At 66.8% G+C, this 12,792-nt stretch carries 12 protein-coding genes; 3 read left to right on the top strand and 9 right to left on the bottom strand.

What is annotated here, in order from left to right; translation table 11 throughout:
* Positions 1–72: 72 nt before the first annotated feature.
* The 8 genes from DIE04_RS01555 to DIE04_RS01520 all read right to left on the bottom strand — a co-directional run bounded on the left by DIE04_RS01555 (position 73) and on the right by DIE04_RS01520 (position 9,311).
* On the bottom strand, positions 73–1,401 hold the full coding sequence (locus DIE04_RS01555; RefSeq protein ID WP_185500285.1) for a cytochrome c: 1,329 nt from the start codon (positions 1,399–1,401) through the stop codon (positions 73–75).
* A 16-nt stretch (positions 1,402–1,417) separates the two neighbouring features.
* Positions 1,418–3,637 carry a xanthine dehydrogenase family protein molybdopterin-binding subunit gene (locus tag DIE04_RS01550; RefSeq protein ID WP_124519461.1) on the bottom strand — a complete coding sequence of 740 codons (2,220 nt, stop codon included), beginning with the start codon at positions 3,635–3,637 and terminating at the stop codon, positions 1,418–1,420.
* Between the two features lie 84 nt (positions 3,638–3,721).
* Positions 3,722–4,177, bottom strand: coding sequence for a (2Fe-2S)-binding protein (locus DIE04_RS01545; protein ID WP_124484828.1), 456 nt, complete (start codon positions 4,175–4,177; stop codon positions 3,722–3,724).
* A 142-nt stretch (positions 4,178–4,319) separates the two neighbouring features.
* Positions 4,320–4,619, bottom strand: coding sequence for a putative quinol monooxygenase (locus tag DIE04_RS01540; protein WP_044843118.1), 300 nt, complete (start codon positions 4,617–4,619; stop codon positions 4,320–4,322).
* Between the two features lie 94 nt (positions 4,620–4,713).
* The gene (locus DIE04_RS01535; RefSeq protein ID WP_124519462.1) at positions 4,714–5,757 is read right to left on the bottom strand and encodes an NADP-dependent oxidoreductase; all 1,044 of its coding nucleotides are present in this window, start codon (positions 5,755–5,757) and stop codon (positions 4,714–4,716) included.
* Positions 5,758–5,962: 205 nt separating this feature from the next.
* Positions 5,963–6,583 (bottom strand): TetR/AcrR family transcriptional regulator, encoded by a 621-nt coding sequence (locus tag DIE04_RS01530; protein ID WP_044843116.1) that lies wholly within the window; start codon positions 6,581–6,583, stop codon positions 5,963–5,965.
* 124 nt (positions 6,584–6,707) lie between these two features.
* Complete coding sequence (locus tag DIE04_RS01525) at positions 6,708–7,718, bottom strand: DNA-binding protein (protein WP_124519697.1); 1,011 nt, start codon at positions 7,716–7,718, stop codon at positions 6,708–6,710.
* Between the two features lie 246 nt (positions 7,719–7,964).
* On the bottom strand, positions 7,965–9,311 hold the full coding sequence (locus DIE04_RS01520; RefSeq protein WP_124484830.1) for a PLP-dependent aminotransferase family protein: 1,347 nt from the start codon (positions 9,309–9,311) through the stop codon (positions 7,965–7,967).
* Positions 9,312–9,444: 133 nt separating this feature from the next.
* Here DIE04_RS01520 and DIE04_RS01515 point away from each other — a divergent pair, with 133 nt between their 5' ends.
* From DIE04_RS01515 to DIE04_RS01505, 3 genes are read left to right on the top strand one after another with little or no spacing between them, the layout of a single operon-like run.
* The gene (locus DIE04_RS01515) at positions 9,445–9,849 is read left to right on the top strand and encodes a VOC family protein (protein ID WP_124519463.1); all 405 of its coding nucleotides are present in this window, start codon (positions 9,445–9,447) and stop codon (positions 9,847–9,849) included.
* 35 nt (positions 9,850–9,884) lie between these two features.
* Entirely contained in the window at positions 9,885–10,514 is a 630-nt protein-coding gene (locus DIE04_RS01510) for a LysE family translocator (protein ID WP_124519464.1), read from the top strand.
* A gap of 54 nt (positions 10,515–10,568) precedes the next feature.
* Entirely contained in the window at positions 10,569–11,414 is an 846-nt protein-coding gene (locus DIE04_RS01505) for a PhzF family phenazine biosynthesis protein (protein WP_124519465.1), read from the top strand.
* A gap of 150 nt (positions 11,415–11,564) precedes the next feature.
* On the opposite strand, the gene DIE04_RS01500 is transcribed toward DIE04_RS01505, so the two are convergent.
* On the bottom strand, positions 11,565–12,755 hold the full coding sequence (locus tag DIE04_RS01500; protein ID WP_044843154.1) for a helix-turn-helix transcriptional regulator: 1,191 nt from the start codon (positions 12,753–12,755) through the stop codon (positions 11,565–11,567).
* Between the last annotated feature and the right edge of the window lie 37 nt (positions 12,756–12,792).

The raw sequence follows: 12,792 nt of genomic DNA, 5'->3' as shown, positions 1-12,792 counted from the left end.
GTGCGACGACCGGCGTGCGGCACGCATGCCCGTCGTCGTCCGCCACGGTCGGCCGCGCTCGGCGCTCGGCGCTCAGCGCGCGGCCGCCGTCGCCTTGCGGAGTTTCGCGACCTCCGCCGCTTGCACGGCCGGCGCGCCGTTGTTCCAGCCGGCGCGCATGAACGTCAGCACGTCGGCGATCTGCTGGTCGTTCAGCTGGTTCGCGAACGCCGGCATCGGGTACGCGGACGGCACGCCACCGATCACGAGCGACTCGCTGCCGTTCAACGTCACGTTGATCAGCGACGCGGCATCGGCCTCGAGCACGTTCGGGTTGCCGGCGAGCGGCGCGAGCAGCGGCGCGTAGCCGCGGCCGTCCGCGCCATGACAATGCAGGCAGTAAGCGTTATACACCTTTGCGCCCGGATCGTTCGCCGGCCGGCCCAGCACGACCTGCGTCGCCTTCGGCTCGTAACGGTAAGGCGGCGCGCCCGTGCCACCCGCTGCCGGCAGCGATTTCAGGTAGCGGGACATCGCCGCCAGATCGTCGTCGGTCAGTTCCTGCGTGCTGTGGTTGATCACGCTGACCATCGAGCCGAACGCGGTCGCATGCCGGTTCGCGCCGGTCTTCAGGAATTGCGCGATATCCGCATCGCTCCAGCGGCCCAGCCCGGTATTGTGCTCGCCGGTCAGGTTCGACGCGAACCAGTTGTCGATCGGCGCGCCCGACAGGAACGCCGAACCGCCCTCGTCCAGCGCCTTCTCCTGGAAGCCTACACCGCGCGGCGTATGGCACGATCCGCAGTGCCCGAGCCCCTGCACGAGATACGCGCCGCGGTTCCACATCGCGTCCTTGGCCGGCTTGTCGGCATAAGGCGTCGTATCGAGGAACACCATGTTCCACAACGCGAGCGGCCAGCGCATGTTGAGCGGCCACGGGATGTCGGACGCCCGGTTCGCCTGCTTCACCGGCTCGACGCCGTGCATGAGGTACGCGTACAGCGCCTTCACGTCGTCGTCCTTCAGCTTCGCGTACGACGGATACGGCATCGCCGGATACAGGTTGTGGCCGTCCTTCGCGACGCCCTTGCGCAACGCGTTCGCAAAATCGGCTTCCGTATAGCCGCCGATGCCCGTGTCCGGGTCGGGCGTGATGTTGGTCGTGTAGATCGCGCCCATCGGCGTGACCATCTTCAGGCCGCCGGCGAACGGCGTGCCGCGCGGCGCGGTGTGGCACGCGACGCAATCGCCGGCCTTCGCAAGATACGCGCCGCGTGCGACCAGCGCGCTGTCGGCGGCGGCCGCTTGCGCGGCATGCGCCGTCGTGCCGGCCATCAGTGCGGACAGCGCGATCAACGACGTGCCGAACGTGCGAGCGGCGCGATTCAGGCGGTTCGGACGATTCGAGGTGAGGTTTCGCATGGTTCGTGTCCTCCCCTCAAGCCGTCTTCAGCTGGTTGCCGACCGGCAGCTTGCGCAGCCGCGTGCCGGTCGCCGCGAAGATCGCGTTCGACACGGCAGCCGCGGTCGCCGCGGTGCCCGGCTCGCCGATTCCGCCCGGCGCCTCGGCGCTTTTGACGAGATGAACCTCGATCGGCGGCGTCTCGTTGATGCGCATCACCCGGTAGTCGGTGAAGTTGCTCTGCACGACGCGGCCGTCCTCGATCGTGATCTCGCCATACAGCGCGCCCGTGATCCCGAAGATGATGCCGCCCTGCACCTGCGCCTCGATCGTGCTCGGATTCACGGCCATCCCGCAGTCGACCGCGCACACGGCACGCTTGACCTGCACTTCGCCGCCTTCCACCGCGACGTCGATGACGATCGAGAAGAAGCTGCCGAACGCGTGCATCACCGATACGCCGCGCCCTTGCCCCTTCGGCAGCGGCGTGCCCCAGCCGGCCGCCTTCGTCGCGACATCGAGCACGTTGCGCGCACGCGGCGTCTTGTCGAGCAGCGCGCGGCGGTACTGGACGGGATCGGTCTTGGCCTGCGCCGCGAGTTCGTCGATGAAGCTCTCGACGACGAACGTGCTGCGGGTCGGCCCGACGCCGCGCCAGAACGCGGTCGGCACGTGGCGCGGTTCCTGGCGCACGTAGTCGATCAACTGGTTCGGCAGGTCGTACGGCAGGTCGTTGGCAACCTCGACCGCGTCGGGATCGACGCCGTCCTTGAAGGCCGGCGGTGCGAAGCGCGCGAGGATCGACGAACCGACGATCCGGTGCTGCCATGCGACCGGCTTGCCGTTCGCGTCGAGGCCGGCCGAGATCCGGTCGTAGTAGTACGGGCGATACATGTCGTGCTGGATGTCTTCCTCGCGCGTCCACACGACCTTCACCGGCGCGTTGACCTGCTTCGCGATCTTCACGGCCTGGCCGATCATGTCCGTTTCGAGCCGTCGGCCGAAACCGCCGCCGAGCAGGTGGTTGTGCACGACGATCCGGTCGGGCGCGAGACCCGTGAGCTTCTGCACGGTGTCGACCGCCCGCGTCGGCACCTGCGTGCCGACCCAGATCTCGCAGCCGTCGCCGCGCACGTGCACCGTGCAGTTCACCGGCTCCATCGTTGCGTGCGCAAGGAGCGGCTGTTCGTAGACGGCATCGATGCGCGTCTTCGCGTTCGCGAACGCGCGGCCGACGTCGCCGTCCTTGCGCGCGACCGCGCCCTTCCCGTTCGCGGCGGCCTGCGCGAGATCGGCGACGATGTCCTTCGTCGACACCTTCGCGCCCGCGCCTTCGTTCCACTTCACGACGAGCGCCGACGCGCCGCGCTTCGCGGCCCACGTGTGATCGCCGACCACCGCGACCGCGTTGTCCGCGCGCACCACCTGGCGCACGCCGGGGATCTTCTTCGCGGCCGTGTCGTCGACGCTCGCGACCGTGCCGCCGAACACCGGGCTGTTCACGATCACCGCATACAGCATGCCTGGCACGCGCACGTCGAGCCCGAACTGCGCGGTGCCGTCGACCTTCTCCGGCGAGTCGAGCCGCTTCACCGGCTTGCCGATCAGCTTGAAATCGGCCGGCTGCTTCAGCGCGACGTCCTTCGGCACCGGCAGCTTCGACGCGGCGTCCGCGAGCTGGCCGTACGATGCGCGCCGGCCGCTCGGCGTGTGCTGCACTTCGCCGTTCGCCGCCCGGCAGCTGGCCGGATCGACGTTCCATTGTTTCGCCGCCGCCGAAACCAGCAGCGTGCGTGCGGTCGCGCCCGCGCGGCGCAGCGGTTCCCACGCGTAGCGCACCGACGTCGAGCCGCCGGTCAGCTGGCCGCCGAGCAGCGGATCGAGGAACAGCTTCTCGTTCGGGGGCGCATGGTCGAGCGTGACGTTCGACAGCGGCACCTCGAGTTCCTCGGCGATCAGCATCGGCAGCGCCGTGTAGACGCCCTGGCCCATTTCGACCTTCGGCATCACCAGCGTGACCTTGCCGGCGCGGTCGATCTGCACGAACGCGTTCGGCGCGAATACGCCGGCGCGCGCGCTTTCGTCCGCATCGCCGCCGATCACCGAGCGGCGTGCATCATCGCCCGCCGCCGGCATGCTGAAGCCGAGCAGCAGGCCGCCGCCCGCCGCCGCGCCGAGCGACATGCCCGCCTTGAGAAACGAACGGCGCGACACGCCCGCGCCGGCCCGACCTGCTTCGATCAGTCCTCGCGACATGTCAGCCTCCGCAGAGCCGCCTCAACGAGGCTGACCGCCCCCTCGCGGGGCAGCGAACAAAGTGAGCGTGGTGGCTGTTTCATCTCATGCCCCCTTCGCGGCGTGTTTGACCGCCGCGCGAATCCGGTTGTAGGTACCGCAGCGGCAGATGTTGCCGGCCATCGCCGCGTCGATGTCGGCGTCGCTCGGGTTCGGGTTCGATGCGATCAGCGCGGTGGCCGCCATCACCTGCCCGGACTGGCAGTAGCCGCACTGGACGACGTCGAGCTCGCGCCATGCCTGCTGGACCTTCTGCCCGGCCGGCGTCGCGCCGACGGCTTCGATCGTCGTGATCCTGCGGCCCGCGACGGCCGCGACCGGCAGCACGCATGCGCGTGCGGCGACGCCGTCGAGATGCACGGTGCACGCGCCGCATTGCGCGATCCCGCAGCCGAATTTCGTGCCGGTCAGGCCGACGACGTCGCGCAGGACCCACAGCAGGGGCATGTCGTCGGGGGCGTCGACCGTGCGGTTCTCGCCGTTGATGTTGAGGGTGACCATTCAGCCTCCGGGGACGGTGTATTGGGGAAGCGGCGCGAACGATGCGCTGCGCCGCGTTGTCGTTGTCATCGCCGTTGCGTCATGCGTGACGGCTGCCGCACGGTCCCGGGCGAGAACGGGCCGTGACGGGGGTACCGCGTCGTTACTCGGCCACGTCGATGCCCGACAGCACCTTGATGACGGGCGGCGCCGCGAACCAGTCGGCCGACTTCACGCGAAATTCCGTGAAATGCGGGCTGGCGAGGTGCGCGTCGAACGCGGCCTGGTCGTCGTAGATCTCGTACAGGTGCAGGTTCGGCGAACCGTCCTGCTCGCGGAACAGGTCGTAGCGCCGGTTGCCCGGCTCGACGCGCGTCTTGGCGACCATGCTGCGCAATTCGGCCTCGGCGGCCTGCGCGTGTTCGGGTTTCAGGAACAGGGAAGCAATCACGTGAAGCGCCATCTTTGTCACTCCTTTCGAAACGGAATCGAGCATGCCACAAGCCGGCGTCTCGCGACGCCAGCGTGCAATCGTCGTGTGTCGTCTTGCGCCGGTGTCAGGCCAGTTCGTCCGGACCCACGCGCACGACGACCTTGCCGAAATTCTTGCCGGCGAGCAAGCCGATCAGCGCGTTCGGCGCATCGGCGAGATCGGGGATGACATCCTCGAGCGCCTTCACCTTGCCCTGCGCGAGCCACTCGCTCATCTCCGTCAGGAACTGCGCGTAGCCCGTCGCGTAATGATCGAAAATGATGAAGCCCTGCATCCGGATGCGCTTGCGCAGGATCGTCCCCATCAGCAGCGGCAGGCGATCGGGGCCGGCCGGCAACGCGGTGTCGTTGTAATGGGCGATCAGTCCGCACACCGGCACGCGCGCATGCTCGTTGAGCAGCGGCCACACCGCATCGAACACGGCGCCGCCGACGTTCTCGAAATAGACGTCGATGCCCTTCGGACAGGCTTCCTTCAGCCGGGCGGCGAATTGCGGATCGCGGTGGTCGACGCAATCGTCGAAGCCAAGCGTGCCCTTCACGTACGCGACCTTGTCGGCGCCGCCCGCGACGCCGATCACGCGGCAGCCCTTCAGCTTCGCGATCTGGCCGACCACCGCACCGACCGCCCCGCTCGCGGCGGCGACGACCACGGTTTCGCCGGCCTTCGGCTCGCCGATCTTCAGCAGCCCGGTGTACGCGGTGAACCCCGGCATGCCGAGCACGCCGAGCGCGTGCGACGGATGCGCGAAGTCGCGGCCGAGCGGAATGAGACCGCTGCCGTCCGACAGCGAATAGTCCTGCCAGCCACCGCGCGCGACGACCAGGTCGCCTTCGCGATACGCGGGCAGGTTCGACGCCACGACACGGCTGACCGTGCCGCCGACCATCACGTCGCCGAGTTCGACCGGCGGCGCATACGACGGCGCGTCGCTCATCCGGCCGCGCATGTACGGGTCGAGCGACAGCCAGATCGTGCGCAGCAGCACCTGGCCGGCACCGGGCACCGGTACGTCGCCGGTTTCGAGACGAAAGTCGTTCGGGGTGGGCGCGCCGACCGGGCGCGCATTCAGAATGATTCTGCGGTTTGCTGCCTTGCCTTGCGGCATGGGAACCTCCGTCAACAGGAAGGGACGTGCACGGGCACGATCGGATCAACGTTGGACAACCGTGATGCGCGAGGCTGCGGCGTTGCCGGCGAATCAGCCGGCGGCGGGGCCGCGGCCTCGCGGGTAAAACAATGTGACCTCAGCGTAAGTAGACCAGTCGTCTAGCGCTCACGCAAAAAACAAGGCGCGCCTGCGCGCGCCCACATTACGACTGCACTCCGTCAGGCTCGAAGGACGGCAGGTTCAGCATCCGCCGTGTTTCGAGCATCGCGCGTTCGAGCGGTTTGCGGTCGCGGTGAATCTTCTCCAGCAGCGTCGCGCCCAGCCACAGCTCGTAAAGGATCGCGGCCGTATGCGCCGGATCGTCGACGCCGCCCAGCGAACCGTCGGCCAACCCGGCCTCGATCCCGCCCGCGAGCCGCTCGATGATCTGGCCGGTGCCGCGCCGCAGGACCGCGCGCATCGCCTCCGACAAATCGGACACTTCCGCACCGAGCTTCACCGCGAGGCACTTGCCTTCCGGATCGTCCGCGCACTGCGTGCGCAGCCAGTTGCCCCAGTACGTCATCAGGCGCTGCGCGCCCGTGCCGGCCGGGTGCTTGAGCAGGTTGTCGAGGTGCTCGAGATAGCCTTCGAAATACGATTCGAGCAGCGCCTCGCCGAACGCCTCCTTCGAGCCGAAGTAATGGTAGAACGAGCCCTTCGGGATGCCCGCCGCGGCGAGAATCTCGTTCAGACCGACCGCCGAAAACCCCTTGTGGAGCATGATCGGCTTCGCGATATTCAGGATGTGCTGGCGGACTTCCGCGCCTGAAGATGCATTCATGATGGCGTATCTTAGCAACGATTAGACCGGTCGTCTAGTAAGGTCGAGCCGGCAAGTTGAGCGGCACTTTACCCGAATCGCACCGCGTCGCGGACACGTCGTCGCCACACCGTGGCGCCCCAAGTCACGCGGGTTTGGGGGCGAGCTTCCTCGCGACCGGTTTCGCCGCACGCAGGGTGCCGCCCGCCGGTCGACCCGGCGCCCGGCGCGCGGGGGCGCGTGACGCGCGTTCGGCACGCAATGCGTCGAGTTCGCCGACGTACGCGGCATTGGCCGCGCGGGCCCCGTCGAGCTGGCCTTCGAGCATGCCGCAGCGGTGTTGCGTGTCGGCCAGTTGCGCCTGCAGTGCCGCGAGATCCTTGCGGTGCTGCGTATCGCGCTGTTCGGCACGAGCCGTGGCCGCGTCGAATTCCTTCTGAACGCGTGCGGCCGCGAGCCGTTCGCGGTCGATCTCCTGAAGCGCTCGCTTCTCCGCTGCACGCAAGCGCTCCTCGGCCCGGCCCGCGTCGTCGCGCAGCCGGTCGAGTTGCGACGTGAAATCGGCGCGCGCCTGCGCCAGCGCGCGATCGGCGTCCGCGTTGTCGGACTTCAGCCGCTCGATTTCCGCTTGCAGCGCGCGGCGCGATGCTTCGTCGGCCGCCCTCGCCTGCTCGAGTTCCTGGATGCGCACCTGGGCCGCCAGCAACGCGCTCGTGCGGTGCTCCAGCGCGGTTTCGGTGCGGGACAGGTCGGCTTGCAATGCCGCGACCTCCGCTTTCGCCGCGGCCCGCTCGGCTTCGACTTCGGCGCGCAGTGCATCGAGCGCTGCGGCGGCATCGGCACTCGAGCGGCGCCACAACGCGGCGACGAGCTCGCCCGCTGCCGCCTGCAGATCGGCCGGCAAATCCGGATGCTCGATGCGCACCCGGCTCTTTTCCCGCAACTCGGCCCAGAACTCGCCGAGCACCGCCGTCGGCGTGCTCATGCTGCCCTTGCGCACGAGCTGGTAAAGGCGGTTCGCGGTGGGCGTGACGCCGAAACGGAAGAACATCAACGCGCAGACCTCGCGATAGAGCTCGCGGGTCTTCGGGAAATCGGCTCTCAGGCGGTCGATTTCGGCGATCAGGCGGGATTCGTCGGCAACGAGGTCGGACATGACGGTTTGAGTCGGTAGTTTCGTTAATAATATAACGTAAACCGTTAAATATCCAATTTTCACGCCCCTGTTGTTTGACATTATTTCTATAATGTTGAAATGAGCGAGGCGTGTGGCGTGTGGAATCGAAGCAGATCGTTTGCACGATTTGGTAATCGCCGGACCAAAGAGCCGCCAATTACCGTTAGTGGGGAGAGATACAAAACCCTGCGACCAAACGGCTAGTACGGTGCTCGCCCGGTGGCGTCACGCGCGCTGCTTCATCAGCCCTGCCAGAAGGGTCAGTGCTTCTGTCAGATCGTCGAACGACGGGCCGCCGAGGCAAAGTCGAATTCCGCTCGCCCGATCCTCCGGGTTCACCATCATGGATTCCGGAGGGGTCACCTTGATACGCATCGCTGCTGCGACGGATGCGACACGATTGGCAGCGTCACGCTCCATCGGCAGCCACGCGTTGTAGGCGCCGGGATGCGAGACCACTTCGCTCGCGCCGAGCAGAGAGATGGCCAGATTGGATCGACGCCGCGCCTCGTGGTGGAGGTCCCGCTGGATCGAGGAGATGACGTCGGTGGCCAGCCACTCCTCAACCACTGCGCAAGAGAGCGCCGACGGCGCCATTGGCAGGTCCCGCAGCGCGTCTTCCGCTGCGTCGTTGAGTCCGGCCGGCAGCGCGAGCACGCCGATCTGCAAACCGGGGCCGAGCGATTTGGACAGCCCGTTCACATGCAAGGTGATCTCGGGCGCCAACGCCGCAAGCGGTGGCGAAGCCGGCTCTGCCGACGCATAGACGCCGTCCTCGATGATCCACGCGCCCGCCCGGCGGCAAATATCCACGATGGCCTGCCTTCGTTCCGTGCCCATCGTTGCGGTGGTCGGGTTGTGCAGCGTCGGCGTGAGATAGACCGCCTTGCTGCCGGTCGACGCGATGCCGTCGAGTGCGTCCGCCAGTGCCCCCGGCGCCATCCCCTGCGCGTCGGTCTCGACGCCCTGCATCCGATATCCGCTACGCCGAGCCAGCGCGATCGCGCCAGGATAGGTGATCCGCTCGGTCAGAAGCAGCCCCTGCGAGCCACAGGCAAGATCGAAGGCCAACGATAGCGCCTGACGGGCGCCGCTCGTTAGCACCAGATGCGTCGGTTCCACCATCAGGCCCAGCGTTTCGAGCCAGCGAGCCAGCACACGTCGGTGCTCCATATGTCCGGCGGGCGGGGCATAGAGATTGAGATGGTCCGCATCGATCTTGCGTGCGATCCCCGTCAACGTTCGCGCCAGCAAGCGCGCGTCGAGCATGGCTGGCGGCACATTGGACGAAAGGTCGATCTGGCGATCGTGATGCGCCTGGCGGATCGCCACGAAAGTTCCTCGGCCCTTGATGCTGCGCGTCAGGCCTCGCCGTTCAAGCGAGGCATAGGCTTTCGTCACCGTGCCAAGGCCAATCCCCAGTTTCAACGCGAGATCGCGATGAGCGGGCAGACGGTCGCCTCCCGTCAGCCGCCCCTCGATGATGTCGTCGGCGAGGGCGAGGACCAACCGCTCGGCGGTATTCGCGTCGATGTCGGCAAGTCGTGGTGACCAAGGGGATTGCAGAAGCATGTTCGCCGCCCAAATATTAGTGTCACGTGACACTATTTATGAAAGCAACAAGCGTAACATGCGCGATGTGATTGGATGAGGTCATGCATTTCTGGAGGCGCCTGATCGCCATGACAGGCGTGTGGAGAGTCGAATGTTGAGCCATGTAACTGTTGGGGCGCGTGATCTTGGGCGGGCAGGCCGTTTCTATGACGCGCTGCTCGCTCCGCTCGGACTGAAGCGTCGCGTCGTCACGTCCGATGGCGGGCCTCCGGCGCTTTGCTGGGTAACCGGTCAATCGCCGCTGCCGCGCTTCTATGTCTACATCCCGTACGACGGTGAGCCGGCGACCATCGGCAACGGCAGCATGGTCGCCTTTCTGGCCCCCTCGCAAGAAGCCGTGAACACGGCCTACGCGAACGGTCTCGCGCACGGCGGGACGGACGACGGCGCACCCGGGTTACGCCCCCACTACGGTGACGGCTACTTCGGCGCGTATCTGCGCGACCCCGACGGGAACAAGGTCCATATCGTTCATCGCGGAGACCTCCAGCCGTAACGCTGGAGACGCCCCGCATCTTTGGAGAAACTCGAATGATCGCCAGTCAGATCGCACTCGCCTACGGCACCTACCTCATCGCCACCGCCAGCCCCGGACCGAGCAACATGGCGATCATGGGAACAGCGATGCGCGACGGCCGTCTGCCGGCCCTCGTTCTGGCTGCCGGCGTCATCACGGGCTCACTCTTCTGGGCGATCCTGGCGGCGACCGGCGTTTCCGCCGTGCTGGCCGCCTATGCCGAGGCGCTTTTCGTCATCAAGATGGTTGGGGGTGTCTATCTGCTCTACCTGGCGTTCCGCACGGGCAGATCGGCGCTGAAACTGGGCTCCGGCTTCGCGAAGATGGAACCAGGACGCTCGACACCTCGCTATCGGCGGCTCTACCGCCAGGGCATTCTCATGCATATCGGGAACCCGAAGGCGGTTCTGGCCTGGATGGCAATCATGTCCCTTGGGCTTCAGGAGCACGCCCCCGGCGGCACCTTGCCGGCGATCATCGGTGGTTGCGCGTTCCTCGGCGTCATCGTGTTCGGTGGTTATGCGGTCCTCTTCTCGACCGCTCGGATGATCGCCCTGTATACCCGTCTTCGGCGCTGGATCGAAGGCACGCTATCCGCGGTGTTCGCCGTTGCGGGAGTCAATCTGCTTGCCTGGCAACGTTGATATCCCGGCTTGTCGGCGCCATCACGAACTGACCTGAATTGAAAGAGCGATGTCATGACCTTTGCGATCCATATGATCGATGTCTTCGGCGCCGGGCCGCTTTCGGGCAATCCGCTGGCGGTCGTCATCGGTGCCGATGCCCCGGCAACGGATGACATGCAGCGGCTGACGCGGTGGTTCAACCTGTCCGAGACCGCTTTTCTCTTGCCACCCACGCATCCTGAGGCGGACTACCGGGTCAGGATCTTCACGCTGGACAGGGAGATGCCTTTTGCCGGGCACCCGACGCTCGGCAGCTGTCATGCGTGGCTCTCGACGGGCCGCGTGCCGAAGAGCGAAGCGGAAATCGTCCAGGAATGCGGAGCCGGGCTGGTTCCGATCCGACGCAATCACGAGCGGCTTTCCTTCGCCGCCCCGCCGCTGATCCGCTCCGGCGCGCCGACACAGGATGAATTGGACCAGGCCCGGCGACTGCTGGGGATCGAATCCGGCGATGTCCTTGATGCCGCCTGGATCGACAACGGTCCCGGATGGCTGGGCATCAGGCTGGTATCGGCGGAAACGGTGCTCGCCCTCAATCCGCTCCGCGGTTGGCCCGGCCGGATCGATGTCGGCGTTATCGGCCCTCATGCAACAGGCGGCAACGCGGCCTTCGAGGTTCGCGCCTTCTTCAGCGACCATCTGGGCACCGTCGTCGAAGACCCGGTCACTGGAAGCCTCAATGCTTCAATGGCGCAGTGGCTGTTCGCGACAGGTGTGGTTGACGACGACTATGTCGCCGCCCAGGGGACACGCCTCGGCCGCCATGGCCGCATTCATTTGACCCGCGACGAGGCTGGTCAAATCTGGGTCGGCGGCAAGACCCGCACGCATGTCGAAGGCCGGCTCCGCGGCCTTTGAAAGGGCAAACGAGAAAGCGGCAACCGGATGTACGGGCGAGCCTCTTTTGCATGATGCCTCCATCGCCGAGCGTCACGTGCCCCGTCGACCGTTGTCGCTGGCTCGCCAGAGGAATGCGGCCGACTCCGACGGATCGACATCGGCCTCTACTTATCCCAGCGGCACCACGCTCCCGAGCAGGATTCGCACGAGTGTCGCCTGGCGCGTCACGCCCGTCTTCGAGAAGATCGCGCGCAGGTGCGTACGCGCCGTGTTCTTGCTGATCCCCGACTCCTCCGCCGCCTCCTCGAGCGTCAGCCCGTTCGTCAGCAGCAGCGCGAGCGACGTCTCGGCGGGTGTCAGGTCGAACAGCTTGCGGATGATTTCCTGCGCGCCTTGCGGCTTGCGGTCGGGGTCGCGCAGGAACAGCGTGACGGCCGGCCGGCGCTTGTTGTCCTCCGACCAGTCGGACAGCAGCACGGTGCGCACCAGCAGCCCGAGGCGCGGCTTGTCGAAGCCGCGCGTGATCGGCATCGCCTCGACGATCGCCGCGGCCGTGCCGTGATGCCCCATCACCGCGTGGCGGATCAGCCGCTTGAGCGTGCGGTTCTCCTGCGCATCGGTCGCCTCGATCGTGCCGCGCGCAATCGTCAGACCGTTGTTCTGCTTCAGGATCTCGTCGGCGACGCCGTTCATGTCGATGATCGTGCCGTTCTCGTCGAGCGTGATCGTGCCGATCTGCATCCGGTTGATCGCGTTGGCATAGATCGACCGCTCGACCTCGGCCGTGTCGAGCCGCGAATGCAGTTCGACCGCCCGCTTCAGGTGCGGCAGCAGCAGCGCGCAGATCGCCTTGTCGCGCGCGGAGAACTGCTTCGACGCATGATTGCGGCACACGCGGAACCGGCACTCGACGCCCGACGGCGTGCGCAGGTCCGCGCCGAGAATGTAGCGCACGTCCTGCGGCTTCAGGAACTGCTTGTACAGTTCGCTCGACAGCCAGCCCGTATCGCCGAACACGTCGTCGACCGTGACCACGCGATCGGCCGGCAGGCCGACGAACGGGTCGAGCGAATAGTAGTAATTGTTGTACGACGCCTCGCCGTCCCCCGGCACGACCGGGCCGAACTCCGATGCATGCACGGACAGCGGCGCGCGACGGTCGCTCGCGGCCGCGCGCAGGATCAGCGTCACGTAGCTGGCCTGCAGCAGCCGGCGAACCATCTCGAGCGCGCCGGCCCACGGCGGCGTTTCCATCGGCCCCTGGTAGATGCGCGCCATCAGCTCGCTGAAATCAGCGACGCCGATGTCGGCCTCCTCGCTCGTTGACTGGCTCTCTTGCGGGGCCCATCTCGTCTCCATCAGCACGCTCCATCCTCCATGCAACTTGTGTTCGGTG

The sequence above is a fragment of the Burkholderia sp. Bp8994 genome, assembly GCF_003853805.1.
Classification (GTDB): domain Bacteria; phylum Pseudomonadota; class Gammaproteobacteria; order Burkholderiales; family Burkholderiaceae; genus Burkholderia.
The sequence above is the reverse complement of the archived record's forward strand: the minus strand, read 5'-3'. Positions and strand labels throughout refer to the sequence as shown.

Coding starts and splice junctions, on each gene's coding strand:
- DIE04_RS01555 (WP_185500285.1), bottom strand. CDS start 1,401: ATGCGAAACCTCACCTCGAATCGTCCGAACCGCCTGAATCGCGCCGCT.
- DIE04_RS01525 (WP_124519697.1), bottom strand. CDS start 7,718: ATGTCCGACCTCGTTGCCGACGAATCCCGCCTGATCGCCGAAATCGAC.
- DIE04_RS01500 (WP_044843154.1), bottom strand. CDS start 12,755: ATGGAGACGAGATGGGCCCCGCAAGAGAGCCAGTCAACGAGCGAGGAG.
- DIE04_RS01515 (WP_124519463.1), top strand. CDS start 9,445: ATGTTGAGCCATGTAACTGTTGGGGCGCGTGATCTTGGGCGGGCAGGC.
- DIE04_RS01535 (WP_124519462.1), bottom strand. CDS start 5,757: ATGCCGCAAGGCAAGGCAGCAAACCGCAGAATCATTCTGAATGCGCGC.
- DIE04_RS01520 (WP_124484830.1), bottom strand. CDS start 9,311: ATGCTTCTGCAATCCCCTTGGTCACCACGACTTGCCGACATCGACGCG.
- DIE04_RS01530 (WP_044843116.1), bottom strand. CDS start 6,583: ATGAATGCATCTTCAGGCGCGGAAGTCCGCCAGCACATCCTGAATATC.
- DIE04_RS01510 (WP_124519464.1), top strand. CDS start 9,885: ATGATCGCCAGTCAGATCGCACTCGCCTACGGCACCTACCTCATCGCC.
- DIE04_RS01540 (WP_044843118.1), bottom strand. CDS start 4,619: ATGGCGCTTCACGTGATTGCTTCCCTGTTCCTGAAACCCGAACACGCG.
- DIE04_RS01545 (WP_124484828.1), bottom strand. CDS start 4,177: ATGGTCACCCTCAACATCAACGGCGAGAACCGCACGGTCGACGCCCCC.
- DIE04_RS01550 (WP_124519461.1), bottom strand. CDS start 3,637: ATGTCGCGAGGACTGATCGAAGCAGGTCGGGCCGGCGCGGGCGTGTCG.
- DIE04_RS01505 (WP_124519465.1), top strand. CDS start 10,569: ATGACCTTTGCGATCCATATGATCGATGTCTTCGGCGCCGGGCCGCTT.